The 20,338-nt window shown below is 59.3% G+C and carries 18 protein-coding genes; 10 read left to right on the forward strand and 8 right to left on the reverse strand.

What is annotated here, in order from left to right; all coding sequences use genetic code 11:
* The first annotated feature begins 18 nt into the window (after nucleotides 1–18).
* Both AC0V6M_RS09995 and AC0V6M_RS10000 read left to right on the forward strand, forming a co-directional pair.
* Complete coding sequence (locus AC0V6M_RS09995; RefSeq protein WP_486138660.1) at nucleotides 19–675, forward strand: uroporphyrinogen-III synthase; 657 nt, start codon at nucleotides 19–21, stop codon at nucleotides 673–675.
* Between the two features lie 95 nt (nucleotides 676–770).
* Nucleotides 771–1,694: a hypothetical protein gene (locus AC0V6M_RS10000; RefSeq protein WP_486138661.1), complete on the forward strand. Its 924-nt coding sequence runs from the start codon at nucleotides 771–773 to the stop codon at nucleotides 1,692–1,694.
* Here AC0V6M_RS10000 and AC0V6M_RS10005 read toward each other — a convergent pair.
* Nucleotides 1,691–2,908, reverse strand: coding sequence for an FAD-dependent monooxygenase (locus AC0V6M_RS10005; protein WP_486138662.1), 1,218 nt, complete (start codon nucleotides 2,906–2,908; stop codon nucleotides 1,691–1,693). The genes AC0V6M_RS10000 and AC0V6M_RS10005 overlap by 4 nt on opposite strands.
* Nucleotides 2,909–2,993: 85 nt before the next feature.
* Here AC0V6M_RS10005 and AC0V6M_RS10010 point away from each other — a divergent pair, with 85 nt between their 5' ends.
* On the forward strand, nucleotides 2,994–5,084 hold the full coding sequence (locus AC0V6M_RS10010; protein WP_486138663.1) for a protein-disulfide reductase DsbD family protein: 2,091 nt from the start codon (nucleotides 2,994–2,996) through the stop codon (nucleotides 5,082–5,084).
* Here the strand turns inward: AC0V6M_RS10010 and AC0V6M_RS10015 are convergent.
* Nucleotides 5,056–5,673, reverse strand: coding sequence for a hypothetical protein (locus tag AC0V6M_RS10015; protein WP_486138664.1), 618 nt, complete (start codon nucleotides 5,671–5,673; stop codon nucleotides 5,056–5,058). The genes AC0V6M_RS10010 and AC0V6M_RS10015 overlap by 29 nt on opposite strands.
* 402 nt (nucleotides 5,674–6,075) lie before the next feature.
* Nucleotides 6,076–8,271, reverse strand: a complete 2,196-nt coding sequence (gene uvrB, locus AC0V6M_RS10020) for an excinuclease ABC subunit UvrB (RefSeq protein ID WP_486138665.1) — start codon at nucleotides 8,269–8,271, stop codon at nucleotides 6,076–6,078.
* Nucleotides 8,272–8,360: 89 nt separating this feature from the next.
* Here uvrB and AC0V6M_RS10025 point away from each other — a divergent pair, with 89 nt between their 5' ends.
* The 7 genes from AC0V6M_RS10025 to AC0V6M_RS10055 all read left to right on the forward strand — a co-directional run bounded on the left by AC0V6M_RS10025 (nucleotide 8,361) and on the right by AC0V6M_RS10055 (nucleotide 14,707).
* A complete protein-coding gene (locus AC0V6M_RS10025; RefSeq protein WP_486138666.1) occupies nucleotides 8,361–8,900 on the forward strand; it encodes a DUF3617 domain-containing protein in 540 nt (179 codons plus the stop codon).
* Between the two features lie 156 nt (nucleotides 8,901–9,056).
* The gene (locus AC0V6M_RS10030; protein WP_486138667.1) at nucleotides 9,057–9,830 is read left to right on the forward strand and encodes an esterase/lipase family protein; all 774 of its coding nucleotides are present in this window, start codon (nucleotides 9,057–9,059) and stop codon (nucleotides 9,828–9,830) included.
* Between the two features lie 97 nt (nucleotides 9,831–9,927).
* Nucleotides 9,928–11,325 (forward strand): circularly permuted type 2 ATP-grasp protein, encoded by a 1,398-nt coding sequence (locus tag AC0V6M_RS10035; RefSeq protein ID WP_486138668.1) that lies wholly within the window; start codon nucleotides 9,928–9,930, stop codon nucleotides 11,323–11,325.
* 17 nt (nucleotides 11,326–11,342) lie between these two features.
* A complete protein-coding gene (locus AC0V6M_RS10040; protein ID WP_486138669.1) occupies nucleotides 11,343–12,287 on the forward strand; it encodes an alpha-E domain-containing protein in 945 nt (314 codons plus the stop codon).
* The gene (locus AC0V6M_RS10045; RefSeq protein ID WP_486138670.1) at nucleotides 12,287–13,111 is read left to right on the forward strand and encodes a transglutaminase family protein; all 825 of its coding nucleotides are present in this window, start codon (nucleotides 12,287–12,289) and stop codon (nucleotides 13,109–13,111) included. Before AC0V6M_RS10040 ends, AC0V6M_RS10045 begins: the two co-directional genes overlap by 1 nt.
* A 75-nt stretch (nucleotides 13,112–13,186) precedes the next feature.
* Nucleotides 13,187–13,933: a proteasome-type protease gene (locus AC0V6M_RS10050; protein WP_472642731.1), complete on the forward strand. Its 747-nt coding sequence runs from the start codon at nucleotides 13,187–13,189 to the stop codon at nucleotides 13,931–13,933.
* Between the two features lie 150 nt (nucleotides 13,934–14,083).
* Nucleotides 14,084–14,707 carry a response regulator transcription factor gene (locus AC0V6M_RS10055; RefSeq protein WP_486138671.1) on the forward strand — a complete coding sequence of 208 codons (624 nt, stop codon included), beginning with the start codon at nucleotides 14,084–14,086 and terminating at the stop codon, nucleotides 14,705–14,707.
* 72 nt (nucleotides 14,708–14,779) lie between these two features.
* Here the strand turns inward: AC0V6M_RS10055 and AC0V6M_RS10060 are convergent, their stop codons facing one another.
* From AC0V6M_RS10060 to AC0V6M_RS10080, 5 genes are all read right to left on the reverse strand, one after another.
* On the reverse strand, nucleotides 14,780–15,457 hold the full coding sequence (locus tag AC0V6M_RS10060) for an extensin-like domain-containing protein (protein WP_486138672.1): 678 nt from the start codon (nucleotides 15,455–15,457) through the stop codon (nucleotides 14,780–14,782).
* 202 nt (nucleotides 15,458–15,659) lie between these two features.
* Nucleotides 15,660–16,049, reverse strand: coding sequence for a VOC family protein (locus tag AC0V6M_RS10065; RefSeq protein WP_486138673.1), 390 nt, complete (start codon nucleotides 16,047–16,049; stop codon nucleotides 15,660–15,662).
* Nucleotides 16,050–16,157: 108 nt separating this feature from the next.
* Nucleotides 16,158–16,877 (reverse strand): cytochrome c biogenesis CcdA family protein, encoded by a 720-nt coding sequence (locus AC0V6M_RS10070; protein ID WP_486138674.1) that lies wholly within the window; start codon nucleotides 16,875–16,877, stop codon nucleotides 16,158–16,160.
* A 63-nt stretch (nucleotides 16,878–16,940) separates the two neighbouring features.
* Nucleotides 16,941–17,342, reverse strand: a complete 402-nt coding sequence (locus AC0V6M_RS10075) for a thioredoxin family protein (protein ID WP_486138675.1) — start codon at nucleotides 17,340–17,342, stop codon at nucleotides 16,941–16,943.
* Between the two features lie 199 nt (nucleotides 17,343–17,541).
* Nucleotides 17,542–20,271, reverse strand: a complete 2,730-nt coding sequence (locus tag AC0V6M_RS10080; RefSeq protein WP_486138676.1) for a TonB-dependent receptor domain-containing protein — start codon at nucleotides 20,269–20,271, stop codon at nucleotides 17,542–17,544.
* Nucleotides 20,272–20,338 lie beyond the last annotated feature (67 nt).

Genomic DNA, 20,338 nt, shown 5'->3' on the forward strand with positions numbered 1-20,338 from the left:
GCCGGATATGAGCCGCCCATGAGCGCACAGAAGATCATTGCGGTTCGGCCCGAGCCGGGACTGTCATCAACGCTGGGCTTGGGCGAGGAATTGGGCCTGCCCATTCAGGGCTTCGCGCTTTCTGCAGCAGAGCCTGTCGCATGGGAAATGCCCGATGTTAGGCCAATGCAGGCGCTTCTCGTCGGCAGCGCCAATGCCTTTCGTCATGGCGGAAGCAAACTTAGCGAGCTTACACATTTGCCGGTTCATGCGGTCGGGCAGGCAACCGCAGAAGCTGCGCGCGATGCGGGTTTTAAGGTGGCGCTGTCTGGCGAGGGCGGTTTGCAACATGTGCTGGACACTCTTGCCGTCTCACCAATCCATTACCTGCGCCTCGCAGGGGAGGAACGGATCAACCTGACGCCGCCTGAAGGCATCACAATCACCGAAAAAGTGGTCTATCGGATGCATGAAATTGCAATGACCAATGCGCAGGCAAAGCTGATGACGGTTCCTGCGATCGTGCTGCTTTATTCGGCATCCACAGCTCAGCATTTTGCCAAAGAGTGCGAGCGTTTAGGCATCGACAAATCGCGCATTTCATTGGCTGCGCTCAGCCCGCGTATTCTGGCCGCTGCTGGCTCTGGCTGGGCCGATACGTGCGCTGCCCCCGGCCGAGGGACGCCGAATTGCTAGCCATGACGCTGGACATGTGGCAATAGCATCACAAATATGGCAGCGGCTCAGCCCCCAAAACGGGCCGCGCACAACGGATCGCAGAACGGACTAAAATGGAATCGAAATTCGGCAGTCGCCGCAAAAGCGGCTCAACCAAAGGAATAATGCTGGCCGCTCTGTTCTCCTTCGCTGCTGGAGGAGCACTGATCGGTTACATCGTTTTGTACAATGCCAATAACGAAATCGCTGCGGTTGAAGCGGCAGATGAGCCGGTCGCGGTCGCCAGTTCGGAAGAAACGCCGGGGCTGGAACTGCCTGCTTTGCCGACGCCAAGCACTGAGGAAAGCGAAGCGGCGATTGAAGAGCAGGTTGAGGCCGTTGAAGGCCTTGCTGAGCAGCAAGGCGGCCTCGATCAGCGTTTGGCAGCAGCGGAGCAGCGCCTTGCGCGGCTTGACCTGCAAGCGCAGGCGGCGGCTGGTAATGCGGCGCGGGCCGAGGGCCTGCTGATCGCCTTTGCGACCCGCCGCGCGATTGAACGCGGGGCAGAGCTTGGCTTTCTGGCCGATCAATTGCGTCTGCGTTTTGGAGATAACTGGCCAAATGCGGTGCGCACAATCATCTCTTTTTCGCGCCGTCCAATAACGCTCGATCAATTGCTCGCGCGGCTTGAGGGCCTTGGCCCTGATCTCGCTGAGCCTGACGAGGTCTCTTCCTGGGCTGACATTCGCCGCGAGTTCAGCGAATTGTTCGTGATCCGCCGCGAAGATACGCCGTCCCCTCAGCCAGAGCGCCGCTTGGACCGGGCCCGCCTGTTCCTCGAAAGCGGCCGGGTCGATGCAGCCATTGCCGAGGTGCAAAACCTGCCGGGCGCAGCCAGCGCAGAAAACTGGATCGCGGATGCCACCCGGTTCAGTAATGCGATGGATGCGCTCGACACGATTGAGACCGCCGCCGTGCTTGAACCGCGCCGTCTGCGTGATGGCGCCGGCAATGCGGTGGAACAATTGAGCCCGGTAGAGGCGACCAGCGAAGATTAAGCGCGCAGCAGCTCTGGCAATTCGCCAGAGACGCCGCGTGCCTCGTCCATAAACCAGTGTTTTAGCGCGCCGCTGCGCTGCACCCCGGCCATGCCCAATCGCCGCACGGCAGAGGCCGCTTTGCCCGGCACGCCGAACAAGCGCGTCAGTCCATCGGTGGCGGTTGCGACCATAAAGACATCAAGCCCGCGCCAGTTTTCATAGCGCATCAGGCTTTGATGATCGCCGGGATCAAGCCCGATCCGGCGTCCTTCTTCAAGCACTTCTACTAAAGTCGCGGCATCGCGCAGGCCAAGGTTGAGCCCCTGTCCGGCAATAGGGTGAATGCCGTGCGCGGCATCACCGACCAATGCCAGCCGCTCGCCGGTAATTTGGGCGGTGTGATGAAAGCCCAATGGCCATGAAGAGCGTGCACCTGTGCAGGTGACCGCGCCAAACATTCCGCCCATGCGCTTTTCCAGCTCGGCCAGAAACGCGCGGTCTGATAGTTTCAAAAAGCCTGCGGCGTCATCCTCGCTGACGGTCCACACCAGCGAAGATCGATGCCGTCCTTGCTCATCGTCCAACATCGGCAATAATGCAAATGGCCCGGCGGGATAAAATATCTCCCAAGCTATATTATCATGCGGTTTTTCGTGCGTGAGCCCGGCGATGATCGCGCGGTGGCTGTATTCCCAATTGGCAACCACCAGCCCGGCTTCTGTGCGGGTGGGCGAGCTGCGCCCCTCGGCGGCCACCATCAGGCTGGCTTTCAGCTTTGTGTCATCGCTCAGCACCACGGCGACGCCAAATTCGCTGCGCTGGCGCTCGGCGATCTCCGCCTCGGAAACCCAATTGATCAGCGGTTCTTTTGCTGCCGCCTCAAACATCGCTCGGCGCAGGCTGAGATTTGGCAGCATCCGTCCGAGCGACCCCTCATGCGGTTCGGGTTGAAAATCGATCCGCCCCGGCTTCATTTGGTCGGTCACGGCAATGCTCGCAATCGGGCAGGCTAACGGCTCCAGTATCTCTGCCAGGCCGATATTGCGGAACAATTGCCAGCTAGCGGTCGAGATCGCGGTGGCGCGGTCGTCGAACCCTTCCTTCAGCAGGTCATCGGGATTGGCGCGGTCGACAACATGGCTGGAAAAGCCCTTGCGCGCAGCGGTCAGCGCCAGGGTCATGCCGACCAGCCCGCCGCCAAGGATCAAAAGATCGCGCGTGTCATTCGTCATTCTGCCTGCCTCTATGAAACCTATGCCGCTGTGATTGCGAATAGTGTTCGACAGTCCTAGAGGTTCGACCGTGATAGACGCAAGAATGTTCCCGCTACCAAAGCTATGGTTTGCTGCACTGGTGCTTGCGCTGCTTGCAATTGTGGCTGCGGTTTCGCCTGCGGTGGCTCAGGATGGCGCGATCCCGACAGAGGCGCGGTTTGGCGATGAGAACATCAGCGTGGAATTGCGCGCGGACGGTCTGCCGAAAGCGGGCGAGGAATGGCTGCTCGCTCTGAGGTTTACGCCGGACCCGAACAGCAATGAGGAATGGCACGGATATTGGTCCAACCCCGGCGACGCGGGGCAGGGCATGCAATTGCGGCTGAACCTGCCCAATGGCTGGGAGATGGGCGAGCCGCTCTATCCCGTGCCAGAGCGGTTTGTGCAGCAGCTGGTCGATACCGAGCTGATGAACCACATTTACAAAGGTGCGTACACGGTACTGGTGCCGATCCGCGTGACCGGGGAGGTTGATAATACGACCCGCGAGCCGATCACCGGCTTTGTCGAATATCTCGCCTGCACCGACAAAGTGTGCGTGCCGCAGGATGCCGTTTTGCGCGAAAGCCAAGGCGGCGATTTTGCCCGCTGGCGCGCAGAGATTGCACCGCTGCTGGATGCGAAGGCGAGTTTTGCCGTTGCAGGCACAAACCTGCGTTTGGCGATACCGCTGCCTGCTGAGGTGAGCCTCAGCGATCCGCATGTGTTCATCGAGAATACGCAGCCGGTTCAATATTCGCTCGCCCAAACCTTTCGCCGCGATGACGACACGCTCAGCGTCGAGATTCCACTGTCCGACTGGGTGGAAGAGGTACAGCCTGCGGACGGCGTGAAAGGCATCTTGTCTTTCGGCAATGGCGCAGGCGTCAGGTTTGAGGCGAGTGAGGGCGAGGTGACGCTCGCGGGCGAGCGGATTGTCACCTCTTCCGCGCCGCAGACCCCGCCGCTTTGGACCCTCATCCTCGGCGCATTGGTGGGCGGGTTGATCCTCAACATCATGCCCTGCGTCTTCCCGATCCTGAGCCTCAAAGCGATTGCGCTCGCGCGCGCTGGTGAGAGCGAGGCCAAGGCGCGCTCTGAGGGGCTGGCCTACACCGCTGGCGTTGTGCTCGCCTGCGTTGGGCTGGGCGCGGTGATGCTCCTGCTGCGCGCTGGCGGGGAACAAGTGGGCTGGGCGTTCCAGTTGCAAAGCCCCGGCGTTGTCATCGTGCTGCTCGTGCTCGCCAGCGTGATTACCGCGAATTTCGCAGGCGTTTTTGAGCTTCCCTCCATTTCCATCACGCGCGGCGGAGAGCCCGCCAGCGCCTTTGCCACAGGCCTGCTCGCGGCTTTCGCGGCGACCCCATGCACTGGACCGTTTATGGCTGCGGCTTTGGGTGCGGCTCTGTTGCTGCCTGTGCCGCAGGCGCTGTTGCTGTTTGGAATGCTGGGGCTGGGCTTGGCCTTGCCGTTCCTGCTGATCGGCTTTGTGCCTGCTCTTCGCCGGATGCTGCCCAAACCCGGCGCGTGGATGGAGCGTTTTCGCCGGATCATGGCGATCCCGATGGGGCTGACCGCGCTTGCGCTAATCTGGCTGACAGCGCGGCTGGGCGGGCAAGGCTTCGCGCTGTTCGCGCTGGTTGTGGTGTTCGGCCTGATTGTCGCATTGCTGGTGGTTGGCCGCTTGCAGCGCGCGGGCAAAATGGCATGGCCTGCCTTTGGCCTAATCGCCGCGCCGTTTGTGATCTTCGGGGCCTTCGCCTTACCCGCCAGCTTTGCCGCGCCAGTGACGAACCTTACCGAGGAATCGATCCATTCGCCTCAGGCTTACAGTGCGCAGGCCCTGGCCGATGCTCGCGCCAGCGGACAGCCCGTGTTCCTATGGTTCACCGCCGATTGGTGCGTCACCTGCAAAGTGAATGAGAGCGTCGCAATTGAGCGCGAGGCGACCCGCGAGGCGTTTGAAGCCGCTGGCGTAGTCACCATGGTGGGCGATTGGACGCAGCGCGACGAGGCGATCACCATGTTCCTGTCTGAACAAGGTGCGGCGGGCGTGCCGCTGTATCTGTGGTATGAGTCAGGCGCAGAGGCGGAGCAATTGCCGCAAGTGCTGACCCCAGATTTGCTTAAGGAACGGGCTGAGCGGGCTCGCTAGTCTCTAGCGCGGCGTCCTCAATGGTCGCCTCATCAATCGCGCCCTTGAGCGGTTCCAACCTGCCGCCTCGGCACCCGGTCACCAGATCAACCGGCAGCGGGCTGGGGTTCAGTGTCACCATCCCAGCGCCGGGTACGGTCAACGTCACTTCATCCGGCCCGATCAACGGCTCCCAATCCTGATCGGTCGCCGGGTCTTCACCGCGCCACAAAAAACCGGTGTTGGTCTCGATCGCATCGACCTTCATGCGGCCAATCTCATCATTGCCAACAAAGGCCAGGATCGCGCCCGCGCCTTCGTCGGCCGCGGCATAGCGGGTGACACGCAGGTTCGGATCACCGTCTGTCTCAACGCATTCAAGCGACACCAAGGGCGCTTCGCCGGGCTTGCCATAGATGATCCGCCAAGGGGTCGCGCTGGCCGCCCAAACCGCGCCGTCGATATCCGGGGAGTCGAGCGGTTCAGAGGGGCCCTGCGGCACCTCGGCAGGCATATCGCGGGCAATATCCGCATCGGTTGGCGGCGGCTTGCACGCGGCGAGGCCGAGTAGGACGGTTGCGCCGATAATGCTGTAAATGGATCGGATCATGAAACGGTGCGATGGCACTATGATGCGAAGCGATCAAGTTTGAGCACTTCGTCACCCTGAACTTGGTTCAGGGTCCATGTCTTGGTCAACGCCACCGAGTTCGGAGAAGGCGATGGATGCTGAAACAAGTTCAGCATGACGGGGGCTCGGGCCAAGGTCATTTCTTGCTCGTCATCCACCTGCCAATTTGAATGCCAGCAAAGGCGAAGCCGCCTGCGAGAGCGATGAGTGCGATTAAGATGCTGATGGTTTCGAAGGATGTCATTGCTGCCTCTTTTTTGATGCAGCTCTTCATAAGAGTCCAAAAAGACTCTTCGTCAACAAGGTGTTTCGAGGTTAGCCAAAACTACGCTCTTGATTTTCATTGGATGTGGGAATCCTTCGATATCGACTTCTCAACAACTAAGGCTTCCCGCCCATAAATTTCGCGCGTTTTTTGCCATAGCGGGTCTTGCGCGTTCCGGGGCGGCCAGCGTCAGAGCGGCCGACTTTGGGGGCTTTCTTCTCGTCATCAGGTAGGCCCAGTTCGTCATTTTCGAGCCTTCGGATTTCATCGCGCAGTCTGCCTGCTTCCTCAAATTCGAGGTTTGCGGCGGCATCGCGCATCCGTTTCTCAAGGTCTTCGATATAGGCGCGCAGATTGTGGCCGACGAGATTGTTGACCTCTTCATCGCCGGTATCGACTGTCACCCCATCTTGGGCGGCGCTGTGCGCGACAATGTCGGCGATATCGCGCTTGATCGTTTGCGGCGTGATGCCGTGTTCTTCGTTGAAGGCGCGTTGCTTCTCGCGGCGGCGCTCTGTCTCGGCCATGGCGCGTTCCATGCTGCCAGTGATCCGGTCGGCATAAAGGATAACCTTGCCATCAACATTGCGCGCGGCGCGGCCAATCGTCTGGATGAGCGAGGTCTCGCTGCGCAGGAAACCTTCCTTGTCCGCATCCAAAATCGCCACCAGCCCGCATTCGGGAATGTCGAGCCCCTCGCGCAGCAGGTTAATCCCGATCAGCACGTCATAGACGCCGAGGCGCAGGTCGCGGATCAGCTCAATCCGCTCCAGCGTCTCCACATCGGAGTGCATGTAGCGAACGCGAACGCCCGCCTCGTGCATGAATTCGGTGAGGTCTTCCGCCATTCGCTTGGTCAGCGTGGTGACGAGCGTTCGGTAGCCTTTCTTGGCCACCGCGAGACATTCTTGGATGCAGTCCTGCACTTGATCCTCGACCGGGCGGATTTCGACCGGTGGATCGATTAGCCCGGTGGGGCGGATCACCTGCTCGGCAAAGACGCCGCCCGTTTGCTCCATTTCCCAGCCGCCGGGTGTTGCCGATACGGCAAAGGTTTGCGGGCGCATCGCGTCCCATTCGTTGAAGCGTAGGGGGCGGTTGTCGATGCAGCTCGGCAAACGAAAGCCGTGCTCGGCCAGTGTGATCTTGCGGCGGTGATCGCCTTTCGACATCGCGCCGATTTGCGGCACGGTCTGGTGGCTCTCATCGACAAATAGCAGCGCGTTTTCCGGCAGATACTCAAACAAAGTGGGCGGCGGCTCACCCGGCAGGCGGCCCGTTAGGAAACGGGAATAATTCTCGATCCCGGCGCAGCTGCCGGTCGCCGCAATCATCTCAAGGTCGAAATTGGTGCGCTGCTCTAGCCGCTGTGCTTCCAGCAATTGCCCCTCTTCCTGCAGCTCCTTCAGCCGGTGCTCCAGCTCAAATTTGATCGCGGCGGCGGCCTGCTTCATGGTCGGGCCGGGCGTCACATAGTGTGAGTTTGCATAGACGCGGACCTTATCGAGATTTGCGCCTTTCTTGCCCGTCAGCGGATCAAATTCTGCGATCTCTTCAATCTCGTCGCCAAAGAAGCTGATGCGCCAGGCCATGTCTTCATAGTGCGATGGATAAAGCTCCAGATTGTCGCCGCGCACGCGGAAAGTGCCGCGCTGAAAGGCAGCATCATTGCGCTTGTACTGGAGGGCGACGAGCTTGCGGATCAACTCTCGCTGATCGACGGTTTCATCCTTCTTGATGTCGAAGATCATTGCCGAATAAGTCTCGACCGAGCCGATACCGTAGAGGCAAGAGACCGAGGCGACAATGATCACATCATCGCGTTCCAGCAAAGCGCGGGTGGCCGCGTGGCGCATCCGGTCGATCGCCTCGTTCACCGAGCTTTCTTTCTCGATATAGGTGTCCGAACGCGGGACGTAGGCCTCTGGCTGGTAATAGTCGTAATAGGATACGAAATACTCGACCGCATTCTCAGGAAAGAAGCTTTTAAACTCGCCGTAAAGCTGCGCGGCGAGGATCTTGTTGGGAGCCAAAATCAGGGCAGGGCGCTGCGTCGCCTCAATCACTTTCGCCATGGTGAAGGTCTTTCCCGACCCGGTCACGCCCAGCAGGGTCTGCGTCTTTTCGCCCGCATTCGCTCCTTCCACCAGCTCTGCGATGGCTGTGGGTTGGTCGCCAGCAGGCTCATATTCAGAGACGACTTTGAACGGCCTGCCCGGATCGCTTTTTTCCGGACGATCAGGGCGGTGCGGGGTGAAATCCCCAGAGGTGTCGGGTTCTTCTAACCCTCGGCGGATGACGAGTTCGGACATGCAAAGACATATGCGGCGCGGATGCGTGCTTGTGAAGTGGCGCTCTGACAGATAGCACCATGAATAGTCTTTCTGGAGGGAATTTGGATATGAAACGGATTGTAAGTGTGTTGGCGCTCGCGGGAGCGCTTGCAGCGTGTTCAGGACCGACCGATGCCGATGCGGATGGTGACGGCGTTGTCTCAAGCGAAGAAATGGCTAATGTTGCAAGCGAGGTGGTTAAGCCCAAGGCTGGGCAATATCGCTCCACCACCAAGCTGATCAGCGTTGAAATCCCCGGCGCTCCGCCAGAAGTTGCGGAAATGATGAAGAGCGGCATGGACCAGCAAGTAACCGAGACCTGCATGTCGCAAGAAGACGCTGACAAGGGTTTTGAAGAGCTCGCAAAAGGCCCGCAAAACGGCGAATGCGAAACCAATAAGTTCAACGTCAACGGCGGCGATATCAGCGCTGAGATGACCTGTAACGTGCCCGGTCAAGGCGAGATGGTGATGACCCTGGATGGCACTGGCACAGAAACCAGCATGGATATGACCATGTCGATGGAAGGCAATATGGCCGGCATGGGCGATATGAAGATGACGATGAACATCGCCAGCGAACGCATTGGCGATTGCCCAGCGGGCTAAGCCGGTTTGAGGCCATGATCTGTGAGCCGTGGCAGAGCGGTGGTTAGGCGCAAATTCGCTTCACCAAGCGTTCACGCGCGCAGCCTAATTTACGTGATTGAAGATGATTTCGCTCCGTAAGTCTCGCTGCTTTGCCAAGGGATTTGTTCTAAGATTATGGCCTCACTCGCTACTCTTGCCGAATTGAAATCCTCGCTTTGGACGCGTGATGAGTTCGCGCGCCGGATTGCATTGGCGCGCCAGCCAGAGGAAGAGCGCGCGCCGCGGCCCAGCCTGCTGCAATTTCTGGGTGAGGCCGAGGCGCTGGCAGAAGTGGTCAAGCGCCCGCGCCGCAAGATTGCAATTGAGCGCGCCAAGCATCCGCGCACGATCATGGTGCTGCCCGGCTTTATGACGCATCCGCTGCGCATGCGCTTTATGGCGCGGCAATTGGAGCGCGCAGGCCACACCGCGAAACGCTGGGGCCTCGGATTTAATCTGGGGCCGAGCGAGGAAAATCTCGCCAGTCTAGAGGAGCGCTTGATCAATTTGAGCGAGCGGGCCGGAGAGCCAGTCGTCCTGCTCGGCTGGAGCCTCGGCGGGATGTTCGCGCGCGAGCTGGCCAAGCGCCAACCGCAAGCGGTGGCGAAAGTGATCACGATGGGATCGCCGTTTTCCGGTGATCCGCGGGCCAACAATGTCTGGCGCGCCTATCAATTTGTGACCGGCCATTCGGTCGATGATCCGCCAATCGATACCGATCTGGCCGAAAAGCCGCCGGTTGAAACCATTGCCTTGTGGAGCCCGCGCGACGGGATGATCGCCCCGCGCGCCGCCTGCGGCACAGCGGAGGAACGCGACCGTGCGGTTGCCCTGCGCTGCACCCATATCGGCTTTTCTTATTCGGAAGAGGCGATTTCTGCCGTTCTTGAGGAACTTGATCGCGATTGAACCTTTGCTTGTGAGACTGCGCAATAATGCTTAGCATCCTTGCATAGCGCGCAATTCTTAGGGGTAATCGGTTCTGTCAGCTTCCCAATTTGATGAGATGTTTGACCCCGATGGGGCACCGCGTCCGGCCTATGCTGATTATTCAACATGGTATGGCGAGCAGAAGAATGACCTGCTGCGCCGCAAAGCCAAGGATGCAGACGAGAGCTTTCGCCGCACCGGGATCACCTTCAACGTTTACGGTGAGGATGAGGCCGAAGAGCGCCTGATCCCATTCGACATGGTCCCGCGCATTATCACGGCGGGCGAATGGCGGCGGCTGACCAAGGGGATTGAGCAGCGCGTCCGCGCGCTCAACGCCTTCCTCTATGATCTGTACCACCGGCAGGAGATTATCCGCGCTGGCCGCCTGCCAGAGCGGCTGCTGCGCAATAATGACGCGTGGCTGCCGAATATGGTCGGCTTCACCCCGCCGGGCGGAATTTACACCCATATCGTTGGCATTGATCTGGTGCGCACCGGGCCGGATGAGTTCTTCGTGCTGGAAGACAATGCGCGGACCCCATCGGGCGTGTCTTACATGCTCGAAAACCGCGAGACGATGATGTCGATGTTCCCCGATCTCTTCTCCCGCATTGGGGTGGAGAGTGTGTCGAACTATCCGCGCCGCCTTGCGCGCAGCCTGGCTGCATGCGCGCCGGAGGGCACGAGAGGTAAGCCTAACGTCACAGTGCTTACGCCGGGCATCTACAACTCGGCCTATTTCGAGCACGCCTTTCTGGCCGATCAGATGGGCGCCACCTTGGTGGAGGCGAGCGATCTGCGCGTTGTCGATGGCAAGGTGCAAATGCGCTGCACTGATGGCTATGCTCAGGTGGATGTGATCTATCGCCGGGTCGATGACGATTATCTCGATCCGCTGACTTTTAACCCGGACAGCGTGCTGGGCATTCCCGGCATTATGGACGTCTACCGAGCGGGCAATGTCACCATCGCCAATGCGCCGGGCACGGGCGTGTCGGACGACAAGGCGATCTACAGCTTCATGCCAGAGATCGTCGAGTTCTACACGGGCGAGAAGCCGCTGTTGCCCAATGTGCAGACCTGGCGCTGCGCCGATGATGACAGTCTGGCCTATGTCCTCGACAATCTGGACGAGCTGGTCGTGAAAGAAGTGCACGGCTCTGGCGGATACGGCATGCTGATCGGGCCGACCGCATCAAAGCGCGAGATCAAGAAGTTCCGCGCCAAGCTGGAGGCTAACCCGGAAAACTACATTGCTCAGCCGACGCTGGCCTTGTCGACCTGCCCGATCTTCACCCGCAAGGGGCTCGCACCGCGTCACGTCGATTTGCGCCCATTCGTGCTGGTGTCGCCTGACGGCATCGACATCACGCCGGGCGGTTTGACCCGCGTAGCCCTCAAAGATGGCTCTTTGGTTGTCAATTCCAGCCAGGGCGGCGGCACCAAAGACACTTGGGTGCTGAAGGACTAGGGGCGGGGAACGGCACGATGTTAGGACGCACCGCCAATGGCATGTTTTGGATGTTCCGCTATCTGGAGCGGGCTGAAAACACTGCGCGGCTGTTAGAGGCTGGGCTGCGCATGGCGCTGACCAGGGACACGGCGACGGCCGAGGAAGAATGGCGCTCTGTGATCGCGACGTCCGGGCAGCGGGCAGCCTATGAAGCCACGCATGAGGATTACACTGGGCAGCAGGTATGGAACTTCATCCTGCGGGGCCGCGATAACCCCGCCAGCGTGCGCGAAATGTTTGGCGCTGTGCGGACCAATGCGCGCATGGCGCGGACCAATATCTCCAGCGAGGTCTGGGCTGCGGTCAATGAGAACTGGATGGCGCTGGAAGACGCGCTGAAACGCCCGGTCGGCCAAAATTCCGTCGGCGAAGTGGTTGGAATGATCCGCCGCGCGGGCACGCTGGTGCACGGCGCGGTTGAGGGCTCAATGCTGCGCAATGAAGCCTATCACTTCTCCCGCGCAGGCACCTTTATTGAACGCGCGGAAAGCACGGCGCGCATCCTCGATATGAAGTACTATCTGCTGTTGCCAACGCTTGGCCATGTCGGCTCTCGGATTGACAGCAGCCAATGGGAGCAAGTGTTGCGATCTGTCGCCGGGGCGAGCGCCTACACATGGCTGCACGCAGGACGGATCGAAGCGCGCGGGATTGTTGAATTCCTGATGCTGGATGACCGTTTCCCGCGCAGCTTGGCCTTCTGCCGCAGCGCGCTGCGCGATCAATTGGCGGCCTTGGCCCGGATTCACGGGAGCGAAGGCGAGTGCAATTCTTTGATGCGTGAGGCCGATATGGAGATTGCCGAGATCACTGTTGACGAGATATTTGACCAGGGCCTGCACGATTTCCTGCTGAGCTTCATGCATAGCAATGTTGCAATCAGCGCGGCGATTGCCAGCGATTACAGGTTTCACCACTGATGCGCCTCTCGATCCGCCACACCACCCGTTACAGCTTCACTGATCCCGTGGTGCATGCGCTCCAGCGGCTGCGTCTGACGCCGAAAGAGACACAGGGTCAAAAGATCCTTGATTGGCAGATGGACTATGAAAACGCGCACAGCGAGCTGGAATATGACGACCAGCATTTCAACACCGTCACGCTGATCGCGCTGGAACCCGGCGCTCAGGAAGTCAGCGTGACCTGCCGCGGCGTGGTGGAGACGGAAGACAATGCAGGCGTCATTGGCCGCCATTCGGGCCATTTGCCGCTGTGGAGCTTTATGGGCCAGACTAAGCTGACCAAGCCGGGGCCGAAGCTGCGCGCGTTGGTGCGTGATGTGGATGCGGGCGAGGGCGATGGTCAGAGCGACAAGCTCAATTTTCTCCACGCACTCTCTGCGGCCATCCGCGATCAGGTCGCCTATCGCGCCGGATCCACCGGGGTCAGCACGACGTCAGAAGAGGCGATCGAGGCGGGCGAGGGCGTGTGTCAGGACCACACGCACATCTTCCTGGCCGCTGCGCGCATGGCCGATATTCCTGCGCGCTATGTCAGCGGCTATCTGATGATGAACGACCGGATCGATCAAGAGGCGAGCCACGCCTGGGCTGAGGCGCATATTGATGGGCTGGGCTGGGTCGGATTTGATATCTCCAACGGGATCAGCCCCGATCCGCGCTATGTTCGCGTCGCCACTGGCCGGGACTACCGCGACGCTGCGCCGGTCACCGGGATCAGCTTTGGATCGGCCCAGCAATCACTCAAGGTCGAAGTCGCCGTGGAACAGCAAAGCCAGCAATAGGCGTCTACACAATATCGCTTTGCCGCGTGAGGCAAGTCAGCTAATTGCGCGCTCTCATAACCATAAGAGAATCATATGACATATTGCGTTGGCATGGTGCTGGACCGCGGCTTGGTTTTGATGAGCGACACGCGCACCAATTCAGGCGTCGACAACATTTCGGTGTTCCGCAAAATGTTCCATTGGAGCGTGCCGGGCGAACGCATGATCACGGTCATGACCGCAGGCAATCTGGCCACTACTCAGGCGGTGATTGGCAAGCTGGAGGAACGCACCAAAGAGCCTGACGAGCGTGAGAACACGTTGTTCAAATCGCCGACCATGTTTCAGGTCGCCTCCGACATTGGCAAGCTGCTGCGTACGACGATCGAAGAACGCCAAAGCGCCAATGGCGATCGCGGGCGCGGCAAGTTCACCGCGACGATCATCGTGGCTGGACAGATCGCGGGCATGGAGCCGCGATTGTTCATGATCTACCCAGAGGGCAACTTCATCGAGGCCAGCCTCGACACGCCGTTCTTCCAGATTGGTGAGACCAAATACGGGCGGCCGATTATCTTGCGCGGATATGACCGCGACATGAGCTTTGAGGACGCCGTGAAATTGCTGATGGTGTCATTCGACAGCACGCTCAAGGCGAACCTCTCAGTTGGGCTGCCGCTCGATCTGATGGTGATTGGCCGCGATGACTTTGCGCCCACGCACCAGCACCGGATTACGCATGACGATCCCTATTTCGACTCGATCTCATCGAGCTGGGGCGACGCGCTAAAATCGGCGTTTCATTCTTTGCCGGATTACAGTTTCGGCCCGAAAACCTAGTGATTTGACCTGATCCGCGAAAGCACTGAGCGGTCGCACAAGCTGTTGCATCCATTTTGGACCTCGGCCCCCTCCGAGCCAGTTCAGGTCTACTCGACAACGGACCAAACTCGGGATGATTCCATATGGGGAAGTGCGCATTCATTATGAATGACACGCAAAGCCATCCTCCACTTCATCGACTCTTCCAGCCGTCATAGGGCGGAATTGTCTCGCGCAGGGTTCGCCTTAGGGCACCACTGCGAAGTCTATGGCGATCTGAGTGATCTTTCGGCGCATCCGCCGCGAGATGGGATCATAATTGCTCGCGATGCGATCGAGGAAGGCGGTGTTGCCATGATCCTCGAACGGCTCAGCAAGCTGGGCGTTTGGCTGCCGCTGATCGCGGTTGAAGAGCAGCCGCGACCGGGCCGCATTGTAGAGGCGATTAAGGCCGGTGCACTCGACTATTTATCCATGCCGCTCGACCCAGAACGGTTCTCGCGCTGCCTCACGCGCATTGAGAAAGAGGCCGAAGTGTTCGGCGCGGCGCGTCGCCGCATGATCGAAGCACGCAGCCGCATTTCCAGCCTTTCAAACAGGGAACGCGAAGTGCTCAATTGGCTGGCCGAGGGCAGCAGCAATAAGGTGATCGCAAGAGAACTCGACATCAGCCCGCGCACCGTTGAAATTCACCGCGCAAATATGATGACCAAGCTGGGTGCAAGACATGCAGCCGAGGCTGTGCGCTTGAAGATAGAGGCGAAGCTGGAGCCGGAGATGCCGGTCGAATAGGCGCGGCGAAGGGCACTGGGCTGTTGCCAGACGCCAGTGGCTGCCGCTTTCTAAGTCGCTAATCCAGTCGGCTTAGCGGCAGAAGCTGCCGTCTGTGCCCTCAACGTGGAAATGGTCTTCGTGCGCGCGGTTGTAATCGGGTCCGAGGACCGTTCCGAAGCGTTTGCAGGCGCTCTTGTGCACCACCCTCAGGAACTCGCGTTCCGCTGCGCTGCCGCGCGACCAATCGCTTTGCACGCTGATGCGGCGGCCGTCTTTCAAGACGAAGCCGGAGATGTCGATTGCCTCTGCGCGGGCATGGGCGGAGCGGCGCGAGGTGCCAGCGACATTGCGGCATGAGTACGATCCCATAGTCTCGATCCGCTCTAGTCCGCTGCCCAGAATTTGCCGGGCTGCTCGGTCAACGCCGAACCTAGCCCATCCATTAAAGGCGCTGGCTGTGCGGCATTGCACCGGGCCGATATTGCTGATCTCAAAGCGGGAGCGGTCACCCGCCAAGGCTGAGAGCTGCACAGTGCCCAGCTTGCTACAACCGGGCGCCCCGTAGGCATCTGGCAGAGGATCAAAGCGGACGCCCGATGCGCTGAGCTGGGCAAAGCAGGTGCGGTCAGCGGCGCGGTTTGAGATGTCGCCCTGCGTTGAGCTGACGGGCGGTTTGCTGCCCGTGCGCGATGGGGTACCATTTGAGGAGGGCAAGATGCCGCAGCCCGCCAGAGCGGCCGCGCTAGCGGCCAGGATCAACGCGCGCATGGCGAATGCACAACTGGGTTTGCGACTAAGCGGAAGGTTGTTAGAAGCTGAGGTGCGTTTCATGGTCCCGCCTGCATGCCGCAGATATGGTTAACAATGCGCTAACCATACTGGCTTTCCCAATCCACGGGACTACACGCCCATGCAGCCCGCCGTAGGGTTGAGTTGCCTTAGCGCAGAATTGGGGACAGCGGCTGCAGGCCTACGGCAATTCGTCCGCCACTTGCTCCCACAATTCGATCTTGATGCCATTGGGATCGAGCAACCAGGCAAATTTGCCATATCCTTCATCAGCCGTATCGAGGATTTTTACGCCCTTCTTCTTCAGCTTGGCGACGAAGCCATCGAGGTTGTTCACCCGCAGGTTGATCATAAAGCCGTTCTTGCCGGGCTTGATATATGTGCCGTCGGAAAAATGGCTGATCAGAGAATATGGATTGGTCTTGGGTTCCTCGGCCCAGGCAAGCTGCGGCCCATATTCGCCGTCCAGACCCAAAGTGTCGCGGTACCATTCGCGCGTCGCCGCCGGATCTTCGACAACGTAGAACACGCCGCCAAGGCCGGTAATCCGCGGCTCGTCTGTATCTGCCATCTTGCCCTCCATCACGGTTCTGATGGGCGAGCATAGAAAGGTGTGCGTTGGCGGTCTAGGGACGGCTAGCGATGAGGGGGTACGCGCGGGCTGGGCAGCAGTCCTTACTCAGAAGCGCGTCGTGAACTCAATCAAGCCTTGGGGCAGGGCATCGAGCAGAGCAATCTCGATCACTTTGTCGAAGCCTGTGAGCACCATGACGCCAACTAATAGCAGCGTGATGCCAAACAGGGGCTTGCCGTATTTCGCCAGCGTCATCATCGTCTTGCGGCGCTCTCCCATGGCTTTGCGTGAGCCATAAGCGAAGGCTAGGATCGAGGTTGCGACGCCGAATCCGAAGACCAAGAAAATGAAGAAGCTCGCGAGCAAGTCCTGCCCTTGGCTGGCCGCTGCGATCGCGACGCCCAGCGTCGGGCCAACGCAGGGAGCCCAAACGATGCCGAGCAGCAGGCCGATGGCGAACTGTCCGCCAGCGCCGTCGCCGCTTAGTTTGGAAAGCCGCTGATTGCCGAAGTTTGAGATTGGCGCGGCGGCAGCGCTGATCGCCACCTGCGCTTGCGGAACCAGTAGAACTACGCCCGCCACCGCCAGCAAAGCGCCAGCGAACAGGCGGATGGCCTGTTCGTTGATCCCGATGGAATACCCAAACGCGATGACGGTGAAGCCAAACAGGGTGAAGCTGGTGACCAGACCCGCCGCCAAGGCGAGGGGGCCAAACTTGCTCTTGCCCAGAGCTGATGCGACCAAGATCGGCACCAGCGGCAGCACGCAAGGGTTTAGGATCGTCACCAGACCGGCGACAAAAGATAAGAGCGTGCTGCCTAGCATGGCATTGCCTTCAGCTTTCAGTGATGCGCGCGCGCGGCATTGGCCGCGCGCAAACGCAGTGGATTAGAGCGCCTTTAGAATGGCGCTGCGCAGACGAGTGCGGTTCGTTTCCGCGATGGTGCGGGCAACTTCCTTTTCGCCTTTGAACACGAGAACGGTCGACTGACGCGGGATGCGATGCTTGCGCAGGAACGCCTTTTCATCGTCGAAGTTTACTTTGACGAATTGTACGTTCGCGCTTGCTTTTTCGCTACGCAGCTCGTCGAGGATCGGGGCCTGAGCGCGGCAGGTCGGGCACCAGTCGGCATAGACATCAACCACAATGGTCTTGCCTTTGCCTTGCGCCATGGCAAATTCTGCCGCGTCATAGGTCTGCCAGCCGGCCGTGTCAGACTTGGCAGAGAGTTGCATCGCACCAATGGCAATGGCGCCAATCGCAGCGATAAGGGCAAAGAAACGCATCATTTTCGTGATCTCCAAAACGGATTATCGGCAGAATTGCCGACGGATTATGATGAAGTTCGCAGCGACCAAGGGCTTGGTTACAAAAAAGGTAAAATTTTTTCTCGCGCAAAAAGAAAGAGCCCCGAGCGCGCTAGGCGTCCGGGGCTCCAGTGTGTGTCTTAAGCTGGACTAAGCCAAGGCTCAGCCAACAAATTCAGTCTTAGAATTCAGCAACTAGGCCGACGGTGCCAACGGCGCCGCGCGGATCAGCAACCCGGCTGTCAAAACCGCCATTGGTGGCCACGCTAGGCGCGGTCACACCGAAGACGTTGCGAACACCAGCGGTCAGCGTGACGGCCTTGTCACGGTCAAACAGCTCGTTGATCGCGAGGCTGTACTGAACGTCGACACGGAAATCGCTGTCGATGTCTGCTCCGCCGTTTTGATCGTCGAGATAGCTGTCGATGTAACGGCCAAAGACGTTGAGGGAATGTGCACCCACTTCAAACTGGAGACCAGCGTTGAAGCGCAATTCCGGCGTTGGTGAACCGAAATTGGTGAAGTTGCGGTTTCCGGTGCCGTCAATTTCAGGTCCGCCCACAGTTTCCTGCAGATCGTAGCTGAGGACGTAGTTGCCTTCGAAACTTGGAGTGACCCGAGCAGAGCCCACGTCGATTGCATAGCGGATTGAGAAATCAATCCCTGATGTTTCGACGCTGGCGGCATTCGCATAGCTGTTGTTGACCTGAATGATCGTGCCAGCCGGGCTGCGGATGATGTCCGGACCGTTTGGATCAGCATTCACCAGAGCCTGCGCAGAGGTTTGGACAATCGCGTTTTGGAAATCGAAATTGTAATAGTCTGCGCTGATCTCAAGGCCGCTGATTGGTTGGAGCGTGAAGCCCAGGTTGTAAGCGGTTGAGTCCTCTGGAACGAGGTTCGGGTTGCCAACCGCACGGACGGCCACAAAAGCATTGCCAGCAAGTGGGTCGGAGACCTGTTGCAGCGTGGTCGACTGACCTTGCTGTTGGAAGGTCGATGGCGCACGGAACGAGGTCGAGAACGACCCGCGCAGTGAGATCCAATCGGTCGGACGCAGCAGCAAAGCGATCTTTGGATCGAGTGTGTCGCCGCCATCGGTGCCGTAATCTTCAAAGCGCAGAGCCAGCTGAAGATCAGCCCAATCGGTGATTGGAACGGCCAATTCGCCGAAGATCGCATAGACATCTTGCGCCCCGGAGAATGCTTGCTCACCGATCAAGAATGCAAAGCCATCTGCTTCTGAGATATCGTCAAACGTCGCAGAAATCCGCTGTTCGCGATATTGCATGCCGATGGCGATACCAATTGGCCCCGCTGGCAATTCAGCGATCTCACCCGAGACATAACCCTCTGCCACGAACAATTCCGCATCACGGTTAGAAACCGAGAATTCGGTGATGTAATCGAGCAGAGCTGCATTGGTGTTACCACCGCCTGCAAGCGCTGTTGCGAATGGGTTGAAGAAGGTGCCATCGGCAGGGATTGCGGCGCCATTAGCCGTCAGGAACGGGTTGGACGCAGTACAATCAAGGCCGGTTGCGGCGTTGAACGCTGGAACCGCGTTGAAACCACGCAGTGCGCAAGCAAAGCGGTCACGAACAGTGTCTTCGGTGTTTCCGGTGAAATCATTGTCCGCAAACGTTAGGTTTACGTTCCAGCGACCGTTCGAAAGCAGACCGGATTCAAAATCACCTTCCAATGTGGAGGAGATCCGCAGGGTTTGCGATTCAAACAGAGCGGGTGAAACTTCTCCGCCGTTACCACTTGCACGGCCGAAGAATACGACGTCCGCGCCGAACGGGTTGTTTGGGTTGAAGGTCGGGACAACCGCTTGGCCAAGTTGCAAGAACGGGAAGGTTGGCGAGTTGCCGCGCCGCGCCGTATTGTCGGCGTAGCTGACCTCTGCTTTGAAACGGACCGAGGCAGAAAGGTCTGCCTTGGCCGAGACGTAAGCGGTCAGGCGCTCTTCGTCTGGGACTAGGTTGAAGAACTCGCCAAAGTCGAAGCCGCAAAAGCCGATGCCAGCCGGCAGCAGCGGAGCCGCAGCGGCGCTTGCAGGCAATGGTGTGCCGCCGGCATCCGCACAGCCCGGATCGAACGTCGGTGCGCCAGCCGGAGCGCCTGGCACTCCAAAGAACGCACCAGGGTTACCGAGCGCTGAGGTGTCGTTGGCTGGTACCGACAGGCGGCGTTCAGCGGTGGTGAGCGGTGAACGGTCAACATAGCTGACCGCAGCAACCAGATTGAGGTCTCCAAATTCAGCGCCAGCAAGCGCCTGAATGTTGTATTCGCTGTAATTGCCGGTGCTGAGGTGCTCTGTGTATTCGCCAGAGACCAGCAGGCCTTCGTAATCGTCACGGGTGATGAAGTTCACCACGCCGGCAACCGCGTCAGAACCGTAAAGCGACGATGCGCCGTCTTTCAGGATTTCCACGCGCTCAACCGCGATCAGCGGAACCAGCGAGCTGGTGTCGACGAAGTTGATGCCGTCGTTGGTTGGCGATGCCGACAAAGTCTGACGTTTGCCGTTAAGCAGGATCAGTGTCGAAGCAACGCCGAGGCCGCGCAGGTTGATGTTTGAGGTGCCGGTCGTGCCGCCTTGGGTGAAGGCGTCCGGGTTGTTTTGTGCGCCGCTGTTGATTGTCAGCGACTGAGTGATCTCACCAATGTTTTGCGCGCCGATATCTGCGATCGCGCCGCTATCAACGGTGGCCAATGGGGATGCCAGGTCAGCCTGAGACTGACGGCGAATGAATGAACCAGTGACGATAATCTCGTTATCATCGCCGCTTTCCACGGCTGTGTTGTCGCTGGTCACTGTCTCTTGCTGCTGCGCAAGAGCTGGCGTTGCCGCACCAATGGCGGCAATCGCACAAGACAGTTTGAACAAAGTCTTAGAGCTTTTCATAATAGGGGGTCTCCTCTCTCTCGCCTGCTTTAATACGCGCAGATTTAGCGAAGGGAAGAGTCCGCAG

It is taken from the genome of Erythrobacter sp. JB3-1 (assembly GCF_057364995.1).

What these genes read in the sequence shown, in the direction of transcription:
- AC0V6M_RS09995 (WP_486138660.1), top strand. Translation starts at nt 19, where the DNA reads ATGAGCGCACAGAAGATCATTGCGGTTCGGCCCGAGCCGGGACTGTCA.
- AC0V6M_RS10000 (WP_486138661.1), top strand. Translation starts at nt 771, where the DNA reads ATGGAATCGAAATTCGGCAGTCGCCGCAAAAGCGGCTCAACCAAAGGA.
- AC0V6M_RS10005 (WP_486138662.1), bottom strand. Translation starts at nt 2,908, where the DNA reads ATGACGAATGACACGCGCGATCTTTTGATCCTTGGCGGCGGGCTGGTC.
- AC0V6M_RS10010 (WP_486138663.1), top strand. Translation starts at nt 2,994, where the DNA reads ATGTTCCCGCTACCAAAGCTATGGTTTGCTGCACTGGTGCTTGCGCTG.
- AC0V6M_RS10015 (WP_486138664.1), bottom strand. Translation starts at nt 5,673, where the DNA reads ATGATCCGATCCATTTACAGCATTATCGGCGCAACCGTCCTACTCGGC.
- uvrB (WP_486138665.1), bottom strand. Translation starts at nt 8,271, where the DNA reads ATGTCCGAACTCGTCATCCGCCGAGGGTTAGAAGAACCCGACACCTCT.
- AC0V6M_RS10025 (WP_486138666.1), top strand. Translation starts at nt 8,361, where the DNA reads ATGAAACGGATTGTAAGTGTGTTGGCGCTCGCGGGAGCGCTTGCAGCG.
- AC0V6M_RS10030 (WP_486138667.1), top strand. Translation starts at nt 9,057, where the DNA reads ATGGCCTCACTCGCTACTCTTGCCGAATTGAAATCCTCGCTTTGGACG.
- AC0V6M_RS10035 (WP_486138668.1), top strand. Translation starts at nt 9,928, where the DNA reads ATGTTTGACCCCGATGGGGCACCGCGTCCGGCCTATGCTGATTATTCA.
- AC0V6M_RS10040 (WP_486138669.1), top strand. Translation starts at nt 11,343, where the DNA reads ATGTTAGGACGCACCGCCAATGGCATGTTTTGGATGTTCCGCTATCTG.
- AC0V6M_RS10045 (WP_486138670.1), top strand. Translation starts at nt 12,287, where the DNA reads ATGCGCCTCTCGATCCGCCACACCACCCGTTACAGCTTCACTGATCCC.
- AC0V6M_RS10050 (WP_472642731.1), top strand. Translation starts at nt 13,187, where the DNA reads ATGACATATTGCGTTGGCATGGTGCTGGACCGCGGCTTGGTTTTGATG.
- AC0V6M_RS10055 (WP_486138671.1), top strand. Translation starts at nt 14,084, where the DNA reads ATGACACGCAAAGCCATCCTCCACTTCATCGACTCTTCCAGCCGTCAT.
- AC0V6M_RS10060 (WP_486138672.1), bottom strand. Translation starts at nt 15,457, where the DNA reads ATGCGCGCGTTGATCCTGGCCGCTAGCGCGGCCGCTCTGGCGGGCTGC.
- AC0V6M_RS10065 (WP_486138673.1), bottom strand. Translation starts at nt 16,049, where the DNA reads ATGGCAGATACAGACGAGCCGCGGATTACCGGCCTTGGCGGCGTGTTC.
- AC0V6M_RS10070 (WP_486138674.1), bottom strand. Translation starts at nt 16,877, where the DNA reads ATGCTAGGCAGCACGCTCTTATCTTTTGTCGCCGGTCTGGTGACGATC.
- AC0V6M_RS10075 (WP_486138675.1), bottom strand. Translation starts at nt 17,342, where the DNA reads ATGATGCGTTTCTTTGCCCTTATCGCTGCGATTGGCGCCATTGCCATT.
- AC0V6M_RS10080 (WP_486138676.1), bottom strand. Translation starts at nt 20,271, where the DNA reads ATGAAAAGCTCTAAGACTTTGTTCAAACTGTCTTGTGCGATTGCCGCC.